21 protein-coding genes and 1 tRNA gene are annotated in these 24,627 nt (G+C 42.5%); 10 read left to right on the forward strand and 12 right to left on the reverse strand.

The features are described from left to right. The first annotated feature begins 1 nt into the window (after nucleotide 1). A complete protein-coding gene (locus L884_RS0102180; protein WP_028765952.1) occupies nucleotides 2–2,167 on the forward strand; it encodes a c-type cytochrome in 2,166 nt (721 codons plus the stop codon). 569 nt (nucleotides 2,168–2,736) lie between these two features. After that, entirely contained in the window at nucleotides 2,737–3,123 is a 387-nt protein-coding gene (locus tag L884_RS0102185) for a hypothetical protein (protein ID WP_028765953.1), read from the forward strand. Between the two features lie 413 nt (nucleotides 3,124–3,536). Here L884_RS0102185 and L884_RS0102190 read toward each other — a convergent pair. The 5 genes from L884_RS0102190 to rpsU form a co-directional block, all read right to left on the reverse strand. Then, nucleotides 3,537–3,613, reverse strand: a tRNA-Ile gene (locus L884_RS0102190). Between the two features lie 273 nt (nucleotides 3,614–3,886). Beyond that, entirely contained in the window at nucleotides 3,887–5,737 is a 1,851-nt protein-coding gene (rpoD, locus tag L884_RS0102195; protein WP_156925636.1) for an RNA polymerase sigma factor RpoD, read from the reverse strand. Between the two features lie 126 nt (nucleotides 5,738–5,863). Then, a complete protein-coding gene (dnaG, locus tag L884_RS0102200) occupies nucleotides 5,864–7,594 on the reverse strand; it encodes a DNA primase (protein WP_028765955.1) in 1,731 nt (576 codons plus the stop codon). 138 nt (nucleotides 7,595–7,732) lie between these two features. Next, nucleotides 7,733–8,176, reverse strand: a complete 444-nt coding sequence (locus L884_RS0102205; RefSeq protein ID WP_028765956.1) for a GatB/YqeY domain-containing protein — start codon at nucleotides 8,174–8,176, stop codon at nucleotides 7,733–7,735. A gap of 7 nt (nucleotides 8,177–8,183) precedes the next feature. Further along, the gene (gene rpsU, locus L884_RS0102210) at nucleotides 8,184–8,399 is read right to left on the reverse strand and encodes a 30S ribosomal protein S21 (protein WP_006080725.1); all 216 of its coding nucleotides are present in this window, start codon (nucleotides 8,397–8,399) and stop codon (nucleotides 8,184–8,186) included. Nucleotides 8,400–8,626: 227 nt separating this feature from the next. On the opposite strand from rpsU, the gene tsaD reads away from it, so the two are divergent. Further along, the gene (tsaD, locus tag L884_RS0102215; protein WP_028765957.1) at nucleotides 8,627–9,643 is read left to right on the forward strand and encodes a tRNA (adenosine(37)-N6)-threonylcarbamoyltransferase complex transferase subunit TsaD; all 1,017 of its coding nucleotides are present in this window, start codon (nucleotides 8,627–8,629) and stop codon (nucleotides 9,641–9,643) included. A 45-nt stretch (nucleotides 9,644–9,688) separates the two neighbouring features. Here the strand turns inward: tsaD and L884_RS0102220 are convergent, their stop codons facing one another. Beyond that, the gene (locus L884_RS0102220) at nucleotides 9,689–10,312 is read right to left on the reverse strand and encodes a 2OG-Fe(II) oxygenase (protein WP_028765958.1); all 624 of its coding nucleotides are present in this window, start codon (nucleotides 10,310–10,312) and stop codon (nucleotides 9,689–9,691) included. A gap of 241 nt (nucleotides 10,313–10,553) precedes the next feature. Beyond that, nucleotides 10,554–11,165 (reverse strand): glycerol-3-phosphate 1-O-acyltransferase PlsY, encoded by a 612-nt coding sequence (gene plsY, locus L884_RS0102225; RefSeq protein ID WP_028765959.1) that lies wholly within the window; start codon nucleotides 11,163–11,165, stop codon nucleotides 10,554–10,556. A 312-nt stretch (nucleotides 11,166–11,477) separates the two neighbouring features. Between plsY and folB the strand changes: the two genes are divergently transcribed. Genes folB through L884_RS0102250 form a run of 5 tightly spaced genes read left to right on the forward strand, consistent with a single transcriptional unit; the run spans nucleotide 11,478 to nucleotide 14,985 of the window. Continuing rightward, nucleotides 11,478–11,831: a dihydroneopterin aldolase gene (folB, locus tag L884_RS0102230; RefSeq protein ID WP_028765960.1), complete on the forward strand. Its 354-nt coding sequence runs from the start codon at nucleotides 11,478–11,480 to the stop codon at nucleotides 11,829–11,831. Then, a complete protein-coding gene (gene folK, locus L884_RS0102235; protein ID WP_028765961.1) occupies nucleotides 11,832–12,323 on the forward strand; it encodes a 2-amino-4-hydroxy-6-hydroxymethyldihydropteridine diphosphokinase in 492 nt (163 codons plus the stop codon). Nucleotides 12,324–12,345: 22 nt separating this feature from the next. Then, entirely contained in the window at nucleotides 12,346–13,146 is an 801-nt protein-coding gene (locus L884_RS0102240; protein ID WP_028765962.1) for an undecaprenyl-diphosphate phosphatase, read from the forward strand. Nucleotides 13,147–13,199: 53 nt separating this feature from the next. After that, nucleotides 13,200–14,033 carry a putative RNA methyltransferase gene (locus L884_RS0102245; protein WP_028765963.1) on the forward strand — a complete coding sequence of 278 codons (834 nt, stop codon included), beginning with the start codon at nucleotides 13,200–13,202 and terminating at the stop codon, nucleotides 14,031–14,033. Between the two features lie 52 nt (nucleotides 14,034–14,085). Continuing rightward, nucleotides 14,086–14,985 carry a L,D-transpeptidase family protein gene (locus L884_RS0102250; RefSeq protein ID WP_028765964.1) on the forward strand — a complete coding sequence of 300 codons (900 nt, stop codon included), beginning with the start codon at nucleotides 14,086–14,088 and terminating at the stop codon, nucleotides 14,983–14,985. A gap of 453 nt (nucleotides 14,986–15,438) precedes the next feature. Here L884_RS0102250 and L884_RS0102255 read toward each other — a convergent pair whose 3' ends face one another. Next, nucleotides 15,439–15,705 (reverse strand): Lpp/OprI family alanine-zipper lipoprotein, encoded by a 267-nt coding sequence (locus L884_RS0102255; protein ID WP_028765965.1) that lies wholly within the window; start codon nucleotides 15,703–15,705, stop codon nucleotides 15,439–15,441. Nucleotides 15,706–15,920: 215 nt separating this feature from the next. Next, complete coding sequence (locus tag L884_RS0102260; RefSeq protein ID WP_028765966.1) at nucleotides 15,921–17,159, reverse strand: multifunctional CCA addition/repair protein; 1,239 nt, start codon at nucleotides 17,157–17,159, stop codon at nucleotides 15,921–15,923. Between the two features lie 329 nt (nucleotides 17,160–17,488). Here L884_RS0102260 and L884_RS0102265 point away from each other — a divergent pair, with 329 nt between their 5' ends. Together L884_RS0102265 and L884_RS0102270 are read left to right on the forward strand one after the other, a co-directional pair. Next, on the forward strand, nucleotides 17,489–19,102 hold the full coding sequence (locus L884_RS0102265; RefSeq protein WP_028765967.1) for an ExeA family protein: 1,614 nt from the start codon (nucleotides 17,489–17,491) through the stop codon (nucleotides 19,100–19,102). Continuing rightward, entirely contained in the window at nucleotides 19,102–20,112 is a 1,011-nt protein-coding gene (locus L884_RS0102270) for a general secretion pathway protein GspB (RefSeq protein WP_028765968.1), read from the forward strand. Before L884_RS0102265 ends, L884_RS0102270 begins: the two co-directional genes overlap by 1 nt. A gap of 348 nt (nucleotides 20,113–20,460) precedes the next feature. Here the strand turns inward: L884_RS0102270 and nhaD are convergent, their stop codons facing one another. The 3 genes from nhaD to L884_RS0102285 form a co-directional block, all read right to left on the reverse strand. Continuing rightward, nucleotides 20,461–21,708 (reverse strand): sodium:proton antiporter NhaD, encoded by a 1,248-nt coding sequence (nhaD, locus tag L884_RS0102275; protein ID WP_028765969.1) that lies wholly within the window; start codon nucleotides 21,706–21,708, stop codon nucleotides 20,461–20,463. A 406-nt stretch (nucleotides 21,709–22,114) separates the two neighbouring features. Next, on the reverse strand, nucleotides 22,115–23,404 hold the full coding sequence (hemL, locus tag L884_RS0102280) for a glutamate-1-semialdehyde 2,1-aminomutase (protein WP_028765970.1): 1,290 nt from the start codon (nucleotides 23,402–23,404) through the stop codon (nucleotides 22,115–22,117). A 26-nt stretch (nucleotides 23,405–23,430) separates the two neighbouring features. Further along, nucleotides 23,431–24,450 carry an aspartate carbamoyltransferase gene (locus tag L884_RS0102285; RefSeq protein ID WP_028765971.1) on the reverse strand — a complete coding sequence of 340 codons (1,020 nt, stop codon included), beginning with the start codon at nucleotides 24,448–24,450 and terminating at the stop codon, nucleotides 23,431–23,433. Nucleotides 24,451–24,627: the final 177 nt, after the last annotated feature.

Below are 24,627 nucleotides of genomic sequence, written 5' to 3' on the forward strand. Positions count from 1 at the left end.
TATGACTGTTTTCTGGAACATTTGGGTTATTGGCTTTATCATTGTTTTTCTTGCTTTTATGGCCGGTGTGATAGTCAAATACTGGCGCGATAATCACAGCGCTGATGAAAATCGAACCATAGATACTTTTGATGGTATTGATGAAAACGATGCGCCTCCACCGCGGATCTTGTTCATATCTTACTTAGTCGCTTTTGCTATTTCTGCCGTATTTTTAGTGCTATATCCGGGGTTAGGTAACTGGAAAGGTTTGATGGGCTGGCAACAACAAGATGATGCCTTGAGCTCGCCTGTGACTGATCTAGAAATAGAGATGGCGCCATTGACTGACAAAAGCTTAATGACTCTAGCCAGTAATAAGGTGATAACCGCCAGTGGTGAAGCGCTGTTTCAAAACCATTGCGCCGCCTGTCATCGCAGTAACGCTCAAGGACAAAAACACTTCCCTAACTTAATCGATAACGAATGGCTCTATGGTGGCAGTGAAGCTGAGATATTACACTCGATAGAAAAAGGTCGACATGGCGCTATGCCTGGTTGGAAAGGTGTGCTATCTGACGACCAAATTACCAAAATGGCTTATTATATTGCTTCATTACAGCGGCGTAACCTTAACGCACCTCAGGTTAAAATTGACCTTGGTAAAGGCATATTCATGCAGCATTGTGCTAGTTGTCATGGAGATGGCACGATTGCCAATAGCCAAATTGGTGCACCGTTATTGAATGATGCTATTTGGCTACATGGCGGTAGTATCGAAGAGATAAAACACACCATAGAAGCGGGGCTTAATAACTTAATGCCGGGCTTCGATGAGCAGCTCACCGAGAATGAGATCTTAGCTGTAGGTGCTTATATTACCGAACAAAGGTTGATGAGTGACGCCAAGCTAGCGGCATTAGACCCAGAGTCGGTTAAGCGAGGCGAGTACTTAATTAATGCTGGTGACTGTGTCGCTTGCCACAGCTCTGAAGGTGGGGAGCGCTTTGCTGGTGGACTGCCATTTAAAACTCCCTTTGGCACCGTGTACTCGACTAATATCACTCCACATGTGAGTGAGGGAATAGGTGCTGACAGTTATGAGGACTTCAAAGCTGCTCTATTTGAAGGCAAAGGACGCCATGGCTATTTGTATCCTGCAATGCCTTACACTTCTTATCAATACCTTACTGAGCAAGATACTCAGGACCTATGGAGTTACTTGCAATCGATCACGGCAGTAGCAAGGCAGAATGATAAAAATGAGATGATTTTCCCATCGAATATTCGTACTGGCTTACTTGGGTGGAATTTGGTGTTTATGGACACTGAACCATTGTCCTACGAGGCGCCTGAACATGTTGAATTGACCGAGGAAGAACTGAAAGAGTGGCAGCGCGGCAAATATTGGGTGATGGGGCTTGGTCATTGTAGTGAGTGCCATACACCACGTAATATTGCTCAAGCGCTGATCCCTGAAAAGATCTTTCAAGGAAATCTAATTGATGGTTGGAATGCACCAGATATTAGTGCCAAAGAACTGTATCAGGACCGGTGGGATATAGAGTCTCTGACAGATTTTTTACATACAGGCCATTCGTCTAAAGGTTCTGCTTTTGCCGGCATGGCTGACGTTGTGAAAAATAGTACCAGCTTAATGACAAGAGAAGATATTAAAACCATTTCTCGTTATTTATTGGTTGGTGATAAGCATAATACGATTCCTCCTGAAACCAAGCAGTTAAATCCAACGGGTTTCACAGAGGAAGCTTATATCGATAAACGCTTTAATGCTTACAATCTTTATACCGAAACTTGCGGTGTTTGCCACGGTGAAGACGGTAAAGGGCGAGATCCAATTGCACCAACACTGCTGAATAACGGCATTATTATGCATAGTGATCCGTTTAATACTATTGCGGTCACCATTCGAGGGCTTTCACCAACCTATTTGGATGAAGAACGCAACTTTATGCCAATGACGAGTTTTCAAAATGTGTTAACCGACACTGAGTTGGCTAATCTTATCAGCTTTGTGCGTTACTATTTAGGTGACAGAAAAGAGCCTGTGACTGCTGCTCAGGTAAAAGCAGTGCGTAAACAATTAGAAAAGTCGGGTTTTGCGGGGAACTTACATACAACGCCCGATATGTACGACCACAAAGATAGCAGTATTGATATTGATTAGTTTTAGCTGACAACTAATTGGTATTAGTGTTTAAAAGCGGCGGGAGGTTACGACAAACTTACGCAAGCGTTTATCTTAACAGCGTATAAATGAACCGCTGTTAAACGTTTTATAGCCCATCTAAGTTAAGGCCTGCACGATTTGCAGGCCTTTTTTATTTCTATAATTAATTGCGATAGGCCGTTTGCTCTGCTTGTTATTAAAAAACTTTATCTAAATATCATTAGCGCGGAGTGATTAGCTAAAGAACTGTTTTATAGCGTTAATCTTTGTTAAGGCAGAATGAATCTTATTAATGATGTTGATATTCAATTTACTGAAATTAAATATGCTTAGTTTAATTAATGTGACGTTGACTTAGGTTGAGGTTTCTACTTTATTAAAAACTAACAAGGTAAGAGCGTTATGTATGCTGTGCTTTATTTATTTTGGGAGCGAATTAAATTTTTGTTGCACTGACTTAAGAGTAAAGTTTGAGCGCTTAAGTTTGTAATTAAAGAATGTCGGAGCGAAACAAAGCAAGGCATATATCTCACGCTGAATACTGTTGATTCATAAAAAGGAGTCTTATGAAAAAGTACAGTTTTGCAAAGGTTCAATTGATTTTTTTTCTGTTATTACTTTACTGCTTAGCTTTTGACTTTGTCATCTTAGACAAAGGTTTTAGCGTTTCTTATGTCCATAGAACTGAAATATGTGCTTTAGGCGTTGGGGTAGGCTTTGTCGTGCTTTATATGTTTATTGCATTAGCATTTGGAAGTGAGTTCTTTAAATTAATTTTTAGGCGTACCAATGAGTACGAGTTATTTAACTTAGGCATCACTAGATTTGTGGCATTTAGTATTGCATTTGTTTTGTTACTTTCCGGCTATATATACTCAGTGACAATTCCGGTCATGCTGCTGGTTTATGGTGAGTTACTTTATATCATTATTATAGGTGGTGACGATTGGTAATAATACTGCTCAACTTTGAATCAATGGGGGGGGATCTTTGTTAATCTATTTGTATTTATATTTTAATCTAAATGATAAATGGCTAACTGCACTCTATGAGCGGTATCATACTAATCTGTAGCAACATTTTTTGTTATCCTTGAATGCTTTTTGCTTGCCGACTTCTGAGTTAAATAGCCTCACTAGGGCGTGTTCTTTTTCAGCTATTCCCCTAAATTAGTTCGCCATAAAACAGTCTAGTTTGAGCAAGGTCTTAAATTGATTGGTATAAGATACTTAGAAAGAAATTAATGCCAGCTGAAGCTTGATGTATATGTACGAGGGAGCATTAATCTAAACATCTTGGGGCGTAGCCATGAGTGTTTCAGATATGAAAAAGCCGCTTAGATTTCTCTAAGCGGCTTATCATAATTTGGTGGCCCCTCACGGACTTGAACCGTGGACCTAACGATTATGAGTCGTGTGCTCTAACCAACTGAGCTAAGGGGCCGACTTAAGATAGTCGTCACTATCGAAAGCGGAAAGAAGTATACGAGGTTTAATTACACTTGTCACCACAGATTTAGCTATAAACGCACTTATTAATGCGCAACTGCCTATCTGTTAATCAATATTTCGATATTTTGCTCGATACTCAGTTTGTCGATGCACCTTTTGGACTTAGACCGCTATTCCAAAGTAGTTAACTCTCAAGCCTGCAGAGTAATTTTAGCTATAAAAAAAGCTGCCAGAGGCAGCTTTTTAGTATTATCGGACGTTTAGACTATTCGTCTAGGAACGATTTTAAGATCTCTGAGCGAGAAGGGTGGCGCAACTTACGTAGCGCTTTAGCTTCAATCTGACGAATACGCTCACGGGTTACGTCAAACTGCTTACCCACTTCTTCAAGCGTGTGGTCTGTGTTCATGTCGATACCGAAACGCATACGCAGTACTTTAGCTTCACGAGCTGTAAGACCGGCTAGAACTTCATGAGTTGCGTTTTTCAAGCTTTCGCCTGTCGCAGAATCAAGAGGTAGTTCAAGCGTTGTATCTTCAATAAAATCACCTAAGTGCGAATCTTCGTCATCACCAATTGGTGTTTCCATTGAGATTGGCTCTTTAGCAATCTTAAGTACCTTACGGATCTTATCTTCAGGCATTAACATACGCTCTGCCAACTCTTCTGGAGAAGGCTCACGACCCATCTCTTGCAGCATTTGACGAGAGATACGGTTAAGCTTGTTGATTGTCTCAATCATGTGCACAGGAATACGGATCGTTCTTGCTTGGTCTGCAATAGAGCGAGTGATCGCTTGACGGATCCACCATGTTGCGTAGGTCGAGAACTTGTAACCACGACGGTATTCAAACTTATCTACCGCTTTCATCAGACCGATGTTACCTTCCTGGATCAGATCCAAGAACTGTAGACCACGGTTGGTGTATTTTTTCGCGATAGAAATTACTAGACGTAAGTTAGCTTCAACCATCTCTTTTTTCGCACGGCGAGCTTTTGCTTCACCGATTGACATGCGACGGTTGATATCTTTAATTGCACCAATTGCAAGACCTGTTTCAGTCTCAATAGCGTCTAGTTTGGCACGGCAACGCTGTACATCGTACTCAACCATCTGTAGACCTTCTACATATGGCTTGCCTGATGCTAGCTCGTCATTGAACCATTCAATGCTGCTTTCATTGCTTGTGTATACTTTGACGAAGTTTTTCTTCGGCATTTTGGCTTGTTCAACACAAAGTTTCATGATCAAACGTTCTTGAACACGTACTTTGTCCATCATAGAGCGCATGTTTTTAACTAAGCGGTCAAACTGCTTAGGCATTAAACGGAACTCTTTGAAGATCTCGCCAATTTCAAATAGGGCTACTGTCGACTCTGGGTGACCACGACCTTTTTCTGCAATAATTCTTAACGCATTTTCGTGGGCAGCGCGCAATATAGCGAACTTTTCTTTGGCTTCTTCAGGATCAGGACCTTTTGGACCATCCTCGTCACCATCTACACCATCTTCGTCATCGTCATCATCGTCGTCATCGTCTTCGTCATCTAGATCTTCATCAGATAACTCTGAACCAACGTGAGTCGCTGTCGGTGCGACATCTTCTGCATTTGGATCAACAAACCCAGAAATAATGTCAGATAGTCTAACTTCTTCAGCTTCGTAACGGTCATATTGCTCAAGGATCATTGCAATTGCTTGCGGGTATTCCGCAACAGATGCTTGAACAGTGTTGATGCCTTCTTCAATACGCTTAGCAATAACAATCTCGCCTTCGCGGGTTAGAAGTTCAACAGTACCCATTTCACGCATATACATACGTACAGGGTCAGTAGTACGACCTAATTCAGCTTCTACTGTTGCAAGTGCAGCAGCAGCTTCTTCTGCAGCATCATCATCGGTGCTGTCTTCAGACATCATGATTTCATCAGCATCCGGAGCCTGTTCATAGACTCGAATACCCATGTCATTGATCATCTGGATAATATCTTCAATCTGGTCTGAATCGACCATGTCTGCAGGTAAGTGATCGTTCACTTCTGCATAGGTTAAGTAACCTTGCTCTTTACCTTTGGCGAGCAACAATTTTAGTTGCGACTGCGGAGTATGATCCATAGATATCATCCAAGTTGGGAAACAGTTAAAACGACGGGCAAAAAACAGCCACGCAAGTCGTCAATTATAGCCTTCGGCGCTTATCTGTGCTAGTCCAAGTGTTTACTTTTGAGGCTGAAATATTAACTAAGCCTTGTTTTTAATCACTGAAATGAGCTTACTAAGCTGTAACCGCTCTTCTTTCGTGAGGTTCTTTTTCATACTCAGCTCTTGATAGCGTTGTTCAAGATACTGGTTGTTTAACCACACGAGTGTTTCTTTTAACTTTTGAAGCAAGTTTTCATCCGCCACTTGGTGATCCCATTGGGTCAGTTTTTTTAGAGTGCTGAATTGGTTATCGCCTCTAAACTGTTCAAGTAGTTGTGCGCTGCTTATCACTTGTCCACGAGTTAAATCTAATACAAGGGTCAGCAAATCAATGCCGGCCATCTGTATATGTTTTAGCGCTGGTTGCTCAGGCAGTTTCTCACCTAAGTGCGGGTGTTGTGCAAGTAATGCGATGGCTAATCGCAATGGTGTACCACGACCCTTTAGCGCTTTGTGCTGATTAGGTTTATCGGCCGACTTAGTCGAAAAGTTAAATTTTCGCTTAAGTTCATCAGCACCGTTCATTCTTAGCTTGTGAGCTAAATCTTCGAGTAACAGGCTCTGTAAAACAGTATCCTGCACTTTTTCAATTAGTTTGATGGCATGTTGTGCCAACACACTTTTGTCTTCGTTGCCGTACGTCTTTGCTAAGTTTTCAAATAAAAACTCTGGTAACGCCATGGCGTTATCGATACGGCTTTCAAATTCTTGCTTACCAATTTGTCTAACTAAAGTATCTGGATCTTCACCTTCAGGTAAAAACATAAATCGTACCTGATTACCAGGCTTTAGTAGTGGTAGCGCTGTTTCTAGTGCCCGCCAAGCGGCTTCTTTGCCGGCATTGTCACCGTCATAACAGCAGATAACTTCTTTGGCACTACGCAGTAATAACTGAAATTGATCAGCTGTCGTTGAAGTGCCAAGAGAGGCGACCGCATAATCTACATCAAATTGCGCTAGTGCCACAACATCCATATAGCCTTCCACAATCAGTACTCTGTGTGGATCGCGATGACGTTGTTTTAATTCGTAAAGACCGTAAAGCTCATTACCCTTATGAAATATGGGCGTTTCTGGAGAATTCAAGTACTTTGGTGTACCTTCTCCTAAAACTCGGCCGCCAAATCCAATGACTCGTCCGCGTCTATCGCGGATTGGAAACATAAGACGGTCACGAAATCGGTCGTAACGCTTACCGCTGTCATTTTCAATGACCATACCTGCAGTAAGTAATTTATCTTGTGAGTCTTGGTTTTGACGATAGCGGCTTAGTAAGCCATCCCAGCCATCGGGGGCAAAACCAATATTGAAGTGCTCAACCACTTCTTTTGAAAGACCTCGATGTGCTAAGTAATCAAGGACTTTTTGTTTATCAGTATGTTGTCTTAATTGACTTTGGAAAAAGAGACTGGCTTCTTCCATGAGCTGATATAAATCGCGGCTTAACTCTTGATCGCGCGGTTTACCTGTACCTTGTTCTCTTGGTACTTCTAGCCCTAGTTGTCCGGCGAGCTCTTCTATCGCATCGACAAAATCGAGGCGGTCATATTCCATAACAAAGTCAATGACGTTGCCGTGTGCGCCGCAACCAAAGCAATGATAAAACTGTTTATCTCTGCTAACGGTAAAAGAGGGTGATTTTTCGCTATGAAAAGGACAACAGGCAGAGTGGTTTTTACCCGCCTTCTTTAGGGGCACTCTATGGTCGATCAAGTCGACAATATCAGTGCGAGCGACTAGCTCATTAATAAAATCACGTGGTATCGCCATTAGTGTTGTTCAATGCCGCCTTGGTTACGTGAGATCAAAAGTAACCTGAAATTAGAAACTTCAAGTATGTAAATTTGTAAATCTTGAAAACAAACAAGCCGCGCAGGAGCACGGCTTATTCATGCGATAAAACTAAAGTTATTTGAGTTTAGCACGGATCATAGCGCCAATTGCCGCCATGTCAGCTCTACCCATTACCTTTGGCTTTAAAGCTCCCATTACTTTACCCATATCCGCCATGGTGGATGCGCCCATCTCTAGGATGCTTGCATCAACTAGCGCAACAATTTCTTCTTCAGAAAGTGCCTTCGGCAGAAAATGCTCTAAAACTAGAATTTCTTCGGCTTCAGTTTGTGCTAGCTCATCACGACCTGCTGCTTCATATTGAGCAATAGAGTCACGACGCTGTTTTACCATTTTGGTTAAGACCGCTATAGCTTGCTCGTCAGTCAGGGTTTCGCGGGTATCCACTTCAACCTGTTTAACGGCGGCTAGTGCCATACGAATTGTCCCCAAGCGCACCTTTTCTTTGGCGCGCATGGCTTCTTTCATTTGGTCTTTTAGCTGATCAACTAGGCTCATAATGAGATTAGTATAAACGTACGCGACGTGCGTTTTCGCGAGAAAGCTTCTTAGCTAGACGCTTAACTGCAGCGGCTTTAGCACGCTTACGTGCAGTAGTTGGCTTCTCGTAGAATTCACGAGCGCGAACGTCGGCTAAAATACCAGCTTTTTCACAAGAGCGCTTGAAACGACGTAGAGCTACGTCGAATGGTTCGTTTTCACGTACTTTAATAATTGGCATACGCCATCACCCCTTAGGTGTAGGTTGTGTGAGACAATTACTTGACTCAGATAATTTAAAAATGGTGCGAAATTCTATACCGACTTCGTATCTCTTGTAAACCCCCTATTGCGATCAGAATGAGTCATAATTGGAGATATTACGTGCGATGTGTATCGGGACTATGGAGTAATTAAAGCACAGCAGGTAGAATTAGCGCTAATTATGTCAACTGAAGACGAGAGAAAATGCGGGTTTTAGGTATAGAAACATCCTGTGATGAAACAGGTATTGCGGTTTATGACGATGAAAAGGGCTTGTTATCACATACTCTATATAGTCAGGTTAAATTGCATGCGGATTACGGTGGGGTTGTACCTGAATTGGCATCTCGTGACCATGTTCGTAAAATTGTGCCTTTAATTCGTCAAGCATTGAATGATGCAGGCATGACAATTGATGACTTAGATGGTATCGCTTATACCAAAGGTCCAGGGCTTATCGGGGCGTTGCTTGTGGGCGCTTGTGTTGGTCGTGCATTAGCATTCTCTTGGGATAAGCCTGCCATTGGTGTGCATCATATGGAAGGCCACTTACTTGCACCAATGCTTGAAGATGATGTCCCTGAATTTCCATTTTTAGCTTTACTTGTTTCTGGCGGACACTCAATGATTGTCGGCGTTGAAGGCATTGGTCGTTACACGGTTCTTGGTGAGTCGGTTGATGATGCTGCCGGTGAAGCATTTGATAAAACAGCAAAATTGATGGGACTAGATTACCCAGGTGGCCCAAGGTTATCAAAACTCGCTGCCAAAGGTGTACCGAATAGTTATAAGTTCCCACGTCCGATGACTGACAAACCGGGTTTAAACATGAGCTTCTCTGGTTTAAAAACATTCACGGCAAACACAATTGCTGCCGAACCAGATGATGAACAAACTCGTGCTAATATTGCCTGTGCTTTTGAAGAAGCGGTTGTCGATACCTTAGCCATTAAGTGTCAGCGTGCTTTAAAGCAAACAGGTTATAAAAACTTAGTTATAGCCGGTGGTGTAAGCGCTAATACACGATTACGTGCATCACTAAGTGACATGATGCAGAAGTTAGGCGGCAAAGTTTACTATCCTCGTGGCGAGTTCTGTACCGATAACGGAGCCATGATCGCTTATGCAGGTCTACAGCGTTTAAAAGCCGGCCAAATTGAAGATTTAGCTGTTAAAGGCCAACCAAGATGGCCTTTAGATACGCTAGAACCCGTAGATTAAGATGAAAAATACCCATAGCGGCGCTCATTGAGCGCCGCTTTTGTATTAAAAGCCGTGATTAGCGTTACTAACCCGAAACCAGCCTGCGATGCTGTAACGATTAACGGTCGTAGGTAATACTTCGTGGGGGAAACGCTCACTCAAAAACACCACCCATTTACCAAACTCTGGGCTAATGGTCTCAAGTTTGTTGTCTTGTTCATCATAAACAACTAGCTCTCCTGCATGCTCTGCTCGCCAGTCATGATTGAGAAATAGTACTGAGGTTAGAATTCGATTTCGCGAACCTTGTAGTACATCTGAGTGCTTTTGATAGAATGCACCGGGCTCGTAAATAGCGTAGTGACTCTCAAAATCAAATAGCCCCATATATAGGCGCTTATTTATCCCTTCACGTAATTGAGTCATTAGATCTAAATATTGTTTGTCTGCAGAGCGCTGCTCTGATAACCAACGAATTTGATCACTGCGAATGCTATCGACTAACTGCTGCTCACCGCCACGACCAATAGCGGCAGGACGAAAGTCATCCCATGTTGCATTCTTTGAGGTTTGTAATAATTGCTCACAAACAGATGTAGGCAGAGTGTCAGACAGAACAATGTAGCCGGTTTCAACCAATGCATCAGCAATGGTATCCATCACAGCTTCACTTAATTGTGGAACCATAGAAAGGTGTACTCGAAACAAGATAACACGATAACTTTACTGGCAGGCTCAAAAAAGATGAGCGCTGTATTCGAGAGTAGTGTCAGAAAGGTAACGCTTGGGCTACCCAGTCAAAATCGGCGCGATTATAGACTGGGATTTTTAAAAGGCAATCGTAATAATTAAAGGTTGCTAATTAAGGCTTATCAGGAAACTTGGTGTGAGACAGCCTGATCAGTTAATGTTTTTAAATAACGAGTGATTATGGTGCTTTTGTGCGCTTCTTACGTGAGACTTTTGACTCCTCACCTTTTAGCAATCGCTGAATATTATCTTTATGACGGATAACGATTAGCGTTGAAAGCATAGCAACTGGGATGGTGAATCTATCATCTAGCCACCAGGTATAAACAGGTGCAAGTAGTGCAGTGCAAATAGCGGCAAAAGAGGAGTAGCGAGTGATTAACACTAACAGTACCCATGAGCCCATTAGGCATAGCGCAAGATCATGACCAATTGGTGCCATAGCCCCAAAAGCGGTTGCAACGCCTTTACCACCTTTAAAGTTGAAAAAGATTGGAAAAATGTGCCCGAGACAGGCTGCTATCGCAATAACGCCTAATGCAATAGGATCAACGCCAAGTCTGAATGCTAAATAAGCAGGTGCTGCGCCCTTTAGCATATCAAAAAACAGCACGAGTGCAGCGGAGCTTGCTCCACCAATACGCAGCACATTGGTTGCACCAGGGTTACCTGAGCCTTGAGTGCGCGGATCAGGAAGGCCTCGTAGTTTACATACCAGAACAGCACTGGAAATTGAGCCTGCTAAATATGCGCTCAAGATCATGACTATTGTAACTACTGTTAGGCTCAAATTGGTTTCCTTATCCGTCTTAGGGTATTATCGCGCCACATAAAAAACTGTGCCCGTATATTTTGTTCTAAGTGATGAAATAAACAGGTAAAGATTGGTTTAAATACTGCCGAACAACCTTTGCTTAGCAACCTTGCTTTAAAAGCGACAGTATTAAATAAAATCTTTATGTAGCGAGGCTTATCCTACTTTGCTTTGGTCTTGTAAGAAAGAGCAATAGCGTAATATTTCAGCATTGCAACGGATTATATCTCGTTTGTCCGTTTTAGCTTATCAGACCTCAGTGTCATGGATTAGAGTTTTGGAGAAATCATGGATAAAGTACTGATTAGAGAACTAAGAATTGAAACTGTTATCGGAATTTATGAGTGGGAAAAGCAGATCCACCAAAGCTTACTTATTGATTTAGATATGGCATGGGATAATCGCCAAGCAGCGGCAGGAGATGATTATCAACATGCACTCTGCTACGAAACTGTTTCAAATAGATTAACTGCACTAATTACTGAAAAACCTATTGAGCTCATTGAAACTGTGGCTGAAATGGTTGCTAAATGTGTTATGGATGAATTTAATGTGCCTTGGGTTAAAGTAAAAGTGATGAAGCCTGGCGCTGTGCCTACCGCGGCTGCTGTAGGTGTTGAAATTGAGCGGGGTCATGGATAAATGGCAAAGATTTTTATCAGCCTTGGTAGCAATATCGAGCCTGAAAGCCACCTTAAGGCTGCTTTAATCGACCTAGGTCATCATTTTGATAAGCTAGAATTGTCTTCAGTATATGAAAGTGAAGCGGTAGGCTTTGACGGCACAAACTTTCTCAATATGGTGGTAGCGGCAGAAACCAATATGACCATTGAACAGGTTGTGAGCTGTTTTAAGCAGATTGAACAAGATCATGGCCGTGTTAAAGGCGCAAAGAAATTTGCTCCAAGAACATTAGATATCGATCTATTACTGTATGACGATGTTGTTAGTCAACAACCAATAGAGTTACCGAGAGCTGAAATCCTTTATAATGCCTTCGTATTATGGCCACTAGCGGAAATTGCCCCTCATTTGCATCACCCTGTTGTTAAGCAGTCGTATCAATCCCTTTGGCACGATTACGACAAGCAACAACAGTCATTATGGCCAATTGAGTTCGATTGGTCTGCTTAAACCCACAGTTTATAGGATAGTTATGGATACCTTTCAGGTGATTATTTTAGCTCTTATTCAGGGCCTCACCGAGTTTTTACCGATTTCGAGCTCTGCTCACCTTATTTTGCCTGCTCAACTTCTAGGTTGGGAAGATCAGGGGTTATCATTTGATGTGGCGGTTAATACTGGCTCTTTGATGGCGGTTGTGATGTATTTTCGTCGCGAGCTTTTTTCAATGTTTACCGCATGGACAGGCAGCATTGCTAGTCGTAAGCAAACACAAGAGAGTAAATTAGCGTGGTGGATTATTTTAGCAACAATTCCTGCAGTTATTCTTGGTTTCACCGCTAAAGACTTTATTGCAACTCACTTACGCAATATTGAAGTGATAGCTGCAACCACGATTATTTTTGGTTTACTACTTTGGTGGGCAGATAGATTACAGCGTCAAGGTTTTAGTGAATTTCAAGTTGGCTGGAAAAAGGCATTAATCATTGGTGTAGCACAGGCAATGGCATTGATTCCTGGTACATCTCGCTCTGGTGCCACGATTACTGCAGCATTAATGTTAGGCTTAAGTCGTGAAGCTGCTGCTCGTTTCTCTTTCTTAATGTCAGTACCTGTTAGTTTAGGGGCGGCATTGCTGGTGACTAAAGATTTGTTAGAAAGTGGTCAGGTTATCGATTATCAAGCATTAGGTTTAGGGATCGCTGTATCCTTTGTCGCTGCCTACTTATGTATTCATTACTTTTTGAAAATCATTAGTAAAATGGGCATGACTCCTTTTGTTATTTACCGTTTAGCACTGGGTGCGGTGCTGTGTGGTGTGATTTTTCTATAACGCGTGATTGTTTGACTAACATATAACTATCTGCGTTTAACTATGAGTTATTAATGAACAGTATTTTTCTTTGCCCTGTATGTAAATTGCCTTTGCAGATCCATCAAGAGTCAAAAGGGCTACATTGTGAAAACAAACACCATTTTGATAAGAATGAGCATGGTTATTGGCTTTTTAGTCAACCTAAAAAGCCTAAAGCTGATTCTCGAGCGGTAATGCGTGCCAAACGTTACGTGCTTGAGTCTGGTATTTATGTACCCTTGGCTGAGCGTATGGCAAAGGTCATTGCTGAGCTTCCGCAAATCGCTGCCGCGCAGTCGCTTTCACAGTTAGATTACGACTGCGGTGATGGCTACTTTTTGCGAACGCTGAAAAACATACTGTTAGAGATTAAACCTGAGTTGTTGTTGCAACAAACCGGTATTTGTGAAGCTGAAAATGCAATATTTGCAGCAGCCAAAGCTGAAGCAAGCCCAACTTATATGGTTTCTACTCTTAAGCAGTTACCTTTTGTGAATGAATGCTTCGATTTAGTCACTGTTATAGACAAACAGCTAAAGGGCAAAGAGCTGACGCGAGTGCTTAAGCAAGGTGGCGTGTTATTGCAGGTCGCAGCTGGGCCGCGTCATTTGTGGCAAATTCGCGAGTTTATCTATCCTGAACTAACGGAAAAGCCTGTTAGCGAAAACCTTCCTAAAGAGTTGGCTTTACAACACAGTGAACGTATTTCGTTGACTGTCAGCGTATCGGGTGAGCAGGCTATCGCTTTACTTGAAATGACTCCTTATGCTTGGAGAGCGAACGATAAAGTACGTCATGACATCCAGCGAACAAGGTTTGACACGTTAGAAATAGACTTTGTTATTAATGTGATGACTAGAAAATAGTTTGTACACAGGGTAACCTTTGTCTACTTAACTTAATGGAAATCGACTACTGATGATGCGTAATTTGCTGTTGTTCATCTTGGCGCTATTGCCCTTGACTGCGTTTGCTAATGTTTATTCTATTCCTGAAAATGGCGGACGGCTAGTTGGGGAGTTACAGCATCACGTGGTGCAAAAAGGTGATTATTTCCAAACAATTTCAAAGCAATATAACATTGGTATTTTGGAGTTGATGGCATCCAACCCTGGTGTTGATCCGTTTTTGCCCACACCGGGTACTCGCTTGCTGATCCCTACTCAGATGCTACTGCCAGATGTTCCGCATAAAGGTGTAGTGATAAACCTTGCTGAGTTGCGTTTATATTTCTTTCCAAAAGGCGGTAAGGAAGTACATGTGTTTCCTGTCGGGATCGGGCGCGTTGGTCGTGAAACTCCTGAAATGGTAACTCGAATTAAATCGCGCATACCCAATCCAAGTTGGACACCGCCTGCCAGTATTCGTAAGGAACATTTAGAAGAGCGTGGTGAAGTATTACCACGCGTGGTACCTGCTGGACCAGATAATCCCTTAGGCAAGTTTGCTATTCAATTATCGTACGGTGATGGCAGTTATCTGATCCACGGTACCAATAAAGACTTTGGTATTGGTATGCGAGTCAGTGCTGGTTGCATTCGCTTAAATCCTGATGATATTGAGTGGTTGTTTGACCAAGTTCGTTATGGTGATCAAGTGACTATCATCAATGAGACTATCAAAACCTCTACAGAGCCTGATGGTAGACAACTGATTGAAGTCCATTCGCCATTATCGACAGCTAATGGTGGTGATAACACAGTGAAAGAACTTAAACGCGGTGTTGTTGAGTTTATTCGACAAGATGATGTTGATTACACTAAAGCTAATGATGCATTGCTGACTCAGGCTGGTATACCGGTCAATATCGAGGAGTAAGTGAGGATATCGATAGTATGAAAGCGTCCAGTAGGGCGCTTTTTTGTGTCTGTAATTAATGACGACTATTGGGCAAGGAAAGCAAACGACAAACTACAGATAAATTTAATACCAATCAGTATAAACATTTAGTCGCTCAGCGAGAGTTTAGCGGTTTTGAGGCAAGGCAACGAATGAAGAGCATAGTTGTTCTACGTTCAAGTTCGTTAACACAGCATCAGAATCGCTAAAACTCGCCATTCTGGAACGTTTTTGGCTGCCTACTTCTGCGTTGAATAACTTCACAAGGGAGCAACCATTCTTTCAGTTATTCGCCTTGAATTAGATTGCCAAAAATCGTTCTGAGCTGATCAAATTCTTATACTGATTGGTATAAGGCTTGGCCAAGTGTAATACTTGAAACCAAGCCTTGGGATGTCACCGTAAATAAATACGGTTAAGTCCTAAACGTAATTACTTCTTGTAAGAAGAAGCTACGTTATCGATACGAGCGTTAGCGCGTTGTGCTTCAGCTTGAGCGTCCATAGCTGCAGCTTTTGCATCGTTAACGTCTGCAGATAGCTTGCCTTGCTCAGATTTTAGAGAGCTAACTTCAGCTGAAAGTTGGTCAACTTTGTTACCTAGGTTTGCAACGCTTTCTTCAAGAGCAGTAGTGTTTGCACAGCCACCTAGAAGGGCAGTCATTGCTACACCAGCAATCAAAAGTACTTTTTTATTCATCGGGAATTCCCTTTATATAGGTTGGTTTAAATAAGCACAGCTGCACATCACAACTGAACTAGTTAATTATGTCACAGAGAAAAAATTTTGCTATGCCTTTTAACGCTAAGCTCTGAATAACTTAGTGAAAATTTGAGCAATTGCAAGTTAAGTGCAAATAAACCGTGAACAAGGTATGTCTAATCTTAGTCTATAAATGTGAATTTATAGTACTTTTATTCAGGTTTCTCGCTTTGTAAGTCTTTAATCTTCTGCACTGCAGCAACTCTTTCGACAGACAGTTGTGCACGGATCTCTGCACCTTTAAATCCTTTTTCAATAATGGATTGTACTGCGATATCAGATGCAGCCTTAAAGCAGTTCTTTAAATAGTCAGCTTGAGGGTAAGGTTGAAGCTCTAATCCTAAGCGGCCTTTACTGTCAGCTTCACAGGCTAATAATAGCTGTTCAAGTCGCTGCGGTTTTCGCCAGAAATCGGCTTTATCAAATAGCGAAACAATAGTGTCAGCTCTTAATTGCCACACATTATGAATGTTCTGGTGTTGGTCACTGACTAATAGCGCTAAATCTCGGTACTCGTTAGGGACTCTATAGCGAGTACATAGTGCTTTAATCAGTGGTAAGCCTTTTTGTCCATGACCATGGTGTTTAGGTAAGTGCGCCTTTGGGCTTAAAGCTTTACCTAGATCATGCACTAATGCTGCGAATCTAACAGCGTTATCTTGACTAAGCTTTGCTGCTTGCTGAAGTACCATTAAGGTATGGATCCCGGTGTCGATTTCTGGGTGCCACTTTTCAGGTTGTGGCACACCAAATAGCGCATCGATTTCAGGGAACAGTACTTTAAGCGCGCCACATTGCCTCAAAATCTCAAAAAATACCTGTGGACTTGCACTTGATAATGCCTTATTTAGCTCAATATAAACTCGCTCTGGGGTTAGCGCTTCAAGCTCTCCGCTTTGGCTGAGCTTGCTCATAAGCTCGAGTGTTTCAGTGGCGATGGTGAATCCGAGAGTGTGAAAACGCGCGGCAAAGCGGGCAACACGCAGTACCCTTAGTGGATCTTCAATAAAGGCGTCTGAAACATGCCTTAAGATACGGTTTTCAATGTCGGTAATGCCATTATAAGGGTCGTATAGTTTCCCTTGCTCATCTTGTGCAATAGCGTTGACGGTTAAATCTCGGCGCAGTAGATCTTGCTCAAGTGTGACGTGGGGAGCGGCATCAACACTAAAGCCACCATAACCCGCTGCTGTTTTACGTTCGGTGCGAGCCAGTGCATATTCTTGCTGAGTTTTAGGGTGTAAAAATACCGGAAAGTCTTTACCTACTTGAGTGAAACCTTCCGCTAGCATTTGTTCTGGGGTTGCGCCTACAACCATATAATCATGATCTTTTACATCTAGATTGAGTAACTTATCGCGGACAGCACCGCCAACTAGGTAGATTTTCACTGGATTTCTCACTTATCGTTTATGCTGCTAAGTGTAACATGGCTGACAGGTATATTCGTGTGTAAAGCGCGGTAATTATCTTTGATATATTGCCAACAACCCACAAAAAATTTGCCGCAATTTGCTATCATGGCAAGCTTAGCTGATTTTAGTTGTAGCAATTTTTGACAAGCTAGTAGTAGGGCTTTAACGTGAGCCTATTATTGGTTGGGGATCTATTGCTTGTGGCATGATCGCCAACTTTGGATTTGTAGTGGTAATTAAACAGTATATAAGCTCCGCCGGTTTAAACATCGGAGTCAATTGGTTCTATAAGGATACAAGCTCGCATGTATAAGGCTTTTTTTGGCTTAAATGATAACCCGTTCTCTATCGCGCCTAATCCGCATTACCTGTTTTTGAGTGATCGTCATAGAGAAGCATTAGCCCATCTTACTTATGGCCTAGGAGAAACTGGTGGCTTTGTATTGCTAACTGGTGAAGTTGGAACGGGTAAGACAACGGTATCACGTTGTCTGTTAAAGCAGTTGCCAGAAAATACCGATACCGCTTTTATATTAAACCCCTCGTTGACAGAGTCGGAGCTGCTGGCAACGCTATGTGACGAGCTAGGTATTGTATATGGTGAGGAACCCAGCCTTAAACAATTAACTGATTTAATCAGCCAGTTTTTACTTGAGAATCACAGTAAAAACCGTAATACAGTATTGATTATTGATGAGGCGCAGCACTTAAGAGCTGAAGTGCTTGAACAACTACGACTGCTCACTAATTTAGAGACAGACACCAAGAAATTACTGCAAGTGATCCTCATTGGTCAACCGGAGCTACAGCAGCTACTAAAACGTCAAGAATTACGTCAATTAGCTCAACGTATCACTGCGCGCTACCATTTATTGCCACTCACGGTTGAAGAAGTCGGTTTGTATGTGCAGCATCGGCTGCAAGTGGCCGGGCGACATGAACCTTTATTTCATAAAAGCGCGATTAAAGCCCTGCACAAGTTCAGTGGTGGGATCCCACGCTTAATCAACTTACTATGTGAGCGAGCTTTAATGGCAAGTTATGCTCAATCAAAAGTGCCAATCGATAGCAAAATGGTACGCTTAGCTTCGGTTGAAGTATTAGGAGAAGAGCCTAAGCAAAGCACTATGCTTAAGCCATCGATAATTGCGGCATCTTTAGTTGTGACATTTGCGGTTGCCTTATATGCGTTTATGCCGAGTGGCGCACAGGTTGACACACCTGCTAGCGATGCTGAGCAAGCTCAAACCAGAGAAGTTACTAGCCAACAAGCTCAGCAAAAAACACCCGTGCTCGATAATAGTCAACGAGTGCTTAATAGTGCGATTGCTCAGAGTCGTGATATTGATACCGCTTACGCAAGTATTCTAGGCTTATGGGATAAAGTGCCATACATTGGATTGTCTGCTTGCCAGTCGGCTATGCAGCAAGGCTTAGCTTGTTATCAACAACAGGGGAATTGGCATTCATTAGTTCGCTTAAATTACCCAGCAGTGGTTTATCTTGCTGATGATAACAATCAAGCTTTTTACGGCACGATTGTTTCAAGGCAAGGCGAGCAAGTTTTGTTGCAACTCAATGAACAACAGTTATGGGTTAGTCGAGACTGGTTTAATCGTCACTTTACCGGCACTTTTGAAATACTTTGGCAGGCACCAACAAATCAACCTAAAGAGATTGGACAGTCTGCAAATCCTGCTCAAATTCAATGGTTAGAGAACAGTTTAGCGCGAGTCACAGATACCTCTCCTAGACTTGTAAACCGTTTTGATGCAGAGCTAGAACAAAAGCTAAAAGCTTTTCAACGTCAACATGGTTTAACACCTGATGGCATTGCCGGTAGCCAAACGTTGGTGCAGCTTAATTTGTATTTAAGTGATTCAGGCCCGCGCTTAGGACAAACTAAGAGGTTGTATTAATGTCGATTTTACTCGATGCAGTGACTCGAGATAAGCAACAATCTCAAGTAAATAATCATGATGTAGTATTAACTCCGCGTGCCCCTTATAGAGCAAAACAACAGCGGGGTTATAATATTAGATCGCTAATGATTTATGGCCTGTCATTATTGTTGATGGTGTTAGCTGCGTGGTTATTAAGCCTTGCGCTTTACCCCAGCGAGAAAAGCACTACAAGTAACAAACAGGAGCAAATTGCACTCAGCACTCCAGCTAAAAGTGTGCAAGACCATGAGCAAAACATTAGCCCAGAACCAACCACTAATGAGGTGCGTTTGGCTGGAAAAGTCGCGTTACCAATGGCACAAGCTTATACGCCACAAGTGGCTGTTAGTCATCAAAGTGGCACTGCAGCGAGTTATAACCAGTTCGCATCAAGCTCGAATGATGAGCTTAAGAATGCTGTGTCGGCAGCGGAAGCCTCAGTTACTCATTCTGAGAATACCGCTGCAAGCGCTCGCAGTAGCCAACCCAGCAACTTATTATCTGAGAGCGATAACCAACCTATTATTCTTGGTGCCAATAGTAATAAGCGCGGTGATGAGCTGCTTGAGTCATTAAAGTATCAAGTAGAGAATGCAGCCAATGATGTTGGACTCGAGACGACTAAGCCTGCTGCTGATAATAATTTATTGGCCGCATTTGAAGCTGCACTTAAAGAAGTTGAGCGCGAGAATGCCGTTGAAACTCCAGTAACAGAAGCAAAATTGGATCCGATCCCCGTGACACCTAAGTCGGATGATATTCCTAAGTATGGTCAGTTACCTGCTGGTTTACAGTTACAAGTACCAGAGTTCAATATTAACGCTCATGTATATTCAAGCGTACCCGATAATCGCTGGTTAAATGTCGATGGAGCAGAGCTACAAGAAGGTGACAGTATTCAAGGTAAGTTAACTATCGTAGAAATAAGGCCAAGAGACGTGGTGCTAGCGATTCAAGGCACAGAGTTTAAAGTGCCGGCTATTTAAATTAATTACTGTTGAACGTGTAAAAGGCCTAATACCAATCAGTATAAACATTTAGTCACTCAGCGAGAGTTTAGCGGTTTTGAGGCAAGGCAACGAGTGAAGAGCATAGTTGTTCTACGGTTAAGCTCCCTCTTTGTTTATTAAGAGTCATAGCATCAGAATCGCTAAAACTCGCCATTCTGGAGCGTTTTTGGCTGCCTATTTCTGCGTTGATTAGCTTTATAAGGGAATAACCATTATTGCAGCTTGCAGCTATTCGCCTTGAATTAGTTTGCCAAAAACCGCTCTGAGTTGAGCAAATTCTTGTACTGATTGGTATCATCAGACCTTTTACATTTCAGCATCTGGTTATTTATATAGGTGATAGGCTAAAAACAGTGTTAAGCCATAGCCAACTGTGTAGCAAAGACTAAGTGCTGGTACATATTTGAGGTAACTGACAAAGGTTAGCTCCTTTACCTTACTCATTGCTATGATGCCTGCAGCAGAACCAATGACTAATAGCGAGCCTCCAACACCGACAGCGTAAGTGAGTCCTAACCATTCAGGCGTATTGAGTAGCGGATCAGCTTTTAACAATGCAGCAGTTAGCGGTACGTTATCTAATAACGCCGAACCAATACCCGCAACAAAATTAGAGATATTTGGATCGTATTGAGCATAAACTTGCGCGAGTAAATCAAGGGTTCCTATCTCTTTAAGCATGCCGACGAGTAGTAAAATTCCTAGGAAAAAGAGTAAGGTGTCATACTCAACTTGGCGAATATATTCAAGGATTTGAATCTCTTCTTTATCGCTTCTAATTGTGTGTCCTACTAAAAACATCACAGAAAGGCCGGTTAAGAAGGTTAAAACCGGTGGGATCGCAAATAAGATATTGAGCGCCATTGTCATCACAATAGTGCTAAAGAAGATCAGGGCAATAAGTATATCAACCGCGCGAATTTGTTTGGTTATCGGGCTAGTCGAGACTTCTCCTTCAGCCTTTAAGGAAAACAGCACTGCTAATAACATCACGCTAATGGCTGCCGGTACAAATAGCATTAATAATTCAGACATGCCGACATGACCACCAAGGAAAATCATTAAGGTGGTGACATCGCCAGTAATTAGCGCGACTCCGCCGGAGTTAACTGCAAAGATGATCAGTACTGCCATGCGCCTGCGGATCTGTTGCTCTAATTTAAAGGTTGTGAGTAATCCAAGCGAGACTAAGGTGGCAGTGACATTGTCACAAATGGCTGATAAAACCAGTGAGAATAGAGCAACTTGCATCATTAGCATACGCACCGAGACCCGCTTAGGAAACAATTTTTGCACTAAAATCTGGATCATGCCTTTAGCATTAAGATAAGCAACAAAGGTCATGGTCGACATTAAAAATAGCCATAAAGTAGCGATTTCTAATAGGTTTTCATTGAGTTGATGTTCGACTATTTTTGCGTGACTTGGGTCTCCTGCTGCCATGAACAGGGTGATCCAAGAGATACAGCCAAAGAACAGTGTGGTTTTTGCTTTATTTAGGTGGGTGATCTCTTCAAACACAATACTTAATAACGCGAGTACTGCAAGTGAAATCAAAAATGCGTACAACATAGATTAACTCACATAGATGATGTTATGACGAGCTTGAGCGCCACTTAGTCATAAAATTAAGGTTATTTTAAGGTTTGGCGGCAACATAAAACCACAGAGCAGGAGGGATCACAACTGTTAACCATGTCTAATTTTGTGTGTAAATGTGATCTAAGGCTGTTTGTGTGGGCTTTGTGTAGATAATTTAGCTGAGTTGGAGTGTTCTATTAGTTGTTTGTGTTGCGTAGTTTAAGCTTTTGCTAATTTTGCAGTACTTACTAGTGAATTTAGCTTAAACCAAAAATGGTTAGCTAAACTTGCGTTGTTAAGCTGATGCAGCTTGAGAGTAAAGCTTAGCCAATATAAAAAAGGAACACTAATAAGTGTTCCTTTTACGTTTTCGTTATTAGGTTACTCGCCTATCAGCTTAAGCCTTTGCAAGCTTAGCAAATACGCGGTCCGCTGCAGCAAGAGTTGCTTCAAGTTCTGCTTCGCCATGAGCCAGTGATAAGAAACCAGCTTCATAAGCACTAGGTGCAAGATAAACCCCTTCATCAAGCATCATGTGATAGAACTCAGCAAATAATGCTGTATCACACTTAGTCACTTGAGCGAAGTTAGTTACCGTCTCTTCGCTAGTGAAGAAGAAACCGAACATGCCACCAACGTAGTTGATTGCCATTGGAATGCCGTGCTTGTTAGCAGCCGCTTTAAAGCCTTCTGCAATGTACTGAGTCTTAGCTGCTAGTTGCTCGTAAACACCTTCTTCACAAAGGGCTTCCATTTGTGCAAGGCCCGCAGACATCGCAATTGGGTTACCAGATAACGTACCTGCTTGATAAACCGGACCCGTTGGTGCGATAAATTGCATTACGTCTTTACGGCCACCGAAAGCACCAACTGGCATACCACCACCGATAACTTTACCTAAGGTTGTTAGATCAGGTGTGACGCCGTAGTGACCTTGTGCACCGCTCTTAGATACGCGGAAACCTGTCATAACTTCGTCGATAATCATTAGCGCGCCGTACTGATCACAGATAGCACGTAGACCTTGTAAGAAACCATCGATTGGAGGAATACAGTTCATGTTGCCAGCAACTGGCTCGATGATGATACAAGAGATCTCTTCTGGGTATTGCTCGAAGATAGCCTTAACAGAATCTAAGTCATTGTAGGTTGCTGTTAGCGTGTGCTTAGCGAAATCTTCAGGAATACCTGGAGAGCTTGGCTGACCAAGAGTTAATGCACCAGAACCTGCTTTTACTAGTAAGCAGTCGGCGTGGCCGTGATAACAGCCTTCAAACTTAAGGATTTTGTCACGGTTAGTGAAACCACGAGCCAAACGAATTGCGCTCATTGTTGCTTCAGTACCAGAGCTCACCATACGAACTTGCTCCATTGAAGGAACCATTTCGATTACTTTTTCAGCCATAGTGACTTCAAGTTCAGTTGGTGCGCCAAAAGATAGACCGTTTTCAACCGCTTTTAATACCGCTTCACGGATCTTAGGATGGTTGTGGCCTAAAATCATTGGGCCCCAAGAACCTACGTAGTCGATGTATTTTTTGCCATCAGCGTCAAAAATATAAGCACCGTCTGCTTTTTCGATAAAACGAGGTGAACCGCCTACACCAGAAAATGCACGTACTGGAGAGTTAACGCCACCTGGGATGGTCTTTTTAGCTTGTTCGAATAGTTCGTCAGAACGAGTCATTTTTAATCCTTAAATTTGTAGCCGACTTAGCAATCAGCTTTTCGTGAATACCAGTTAACAGGGCGTTCGTATTGCTCAAGTTGAGCATCAACGCCTAATGTTAGTGCAAACAGCGCCATGCGGATCAGCAAGCCATTATCAGCTTGTCTAAAGATAGCTAGATTTGGGTGATCGTTTAGATCATTGTCCAATTCATTTGCTTGCTCACGAGAGTCTCGTGGCAGCGGGTGCATGATCACAGTGTTTGATTTGCAATGCTGTGTATAAATACTTTGGTTTAAACGGAACTTACCACGGTATTTGTTCGCTTCTTCTTGAGAAGGGAAGCGTTCTTCTTGAATACGCGTCAGATAGAGTATATCAGCGCGGTCTAAATTTCCTTCAAGCTGATCTGTTATTGTGATCTTATGACCAGCATTTTCAATGTCACTGATCACAGAGTCAGGCATTGCTAACTCTTTTGGTGATACGAGTGTGAAGTTGACATCTTTATACATGCATAACAAGCGGGAAAGAGAGTGAACAGTGCGGCCAAACTTCAAGTCGCCAACCATAGCGATATGCATGCCGCTAATATCACGACCACCAGCAGCCAACTCTTTTTGAATGGTGAATAGGTCTAAAAGTGCTTGAGTTGGATGTTCGTTGGCACCATCACCACCATTGATCACTGGTACGCGGCTGCCTTTGGCAAAATCACGTACAGAGAAAGAGTCAGGGTGACGCATAGCAATCACATCAGAGTAGCTAGAAAGTACACGGGCGGTATCGTATAGCGACTCACCTTTTGAAAGTGACGAAGACGCCATACCTACAGTTTCATTAACTCTGCCGCCAAGCAAACTAAAGGCGCTGGCAAAGCTGACACGGGTACGGGTGCTAGGCTCGAAAAACAGGTTGCCTAAAACAGCGCCATCTAAAACAGTGGTGCGTTTTTGTCGTAAAGCATAAGGGGTCATGCGGGTAGCAACAGAAAAAACTTTTTCAACGGCTTCCAAGTCTAGTTGGTTTACCGAAAGGATGTGCGAACCTTGAAACTGAGTCATCAGCCTATATTTCCAATTTCTGAGGGGCGTAATAGCAAAGCTATTGCCCAAGTTTATGTAGGGTGGCTGAGGCGGCACTATAGCAGAATCTATTGGCTAGATAAATAATGCAAACATAGAACCTTGGATAAAATCATCGAGATTGATGACTCGTTGACAGCTGCGCAGGCAATCAGT

Origin of the sequence: Shewanella fidelis ATCC BAA-318 (genome assembly GCF_000518605.1) — a bacterium.
Taxonomy (GTDB): Bacteria; Pseudomonadota; Gammaproteobacteria; order Enterobacterales; family Shewanellaceae; genus Shewanella; species Shewanella fidelis.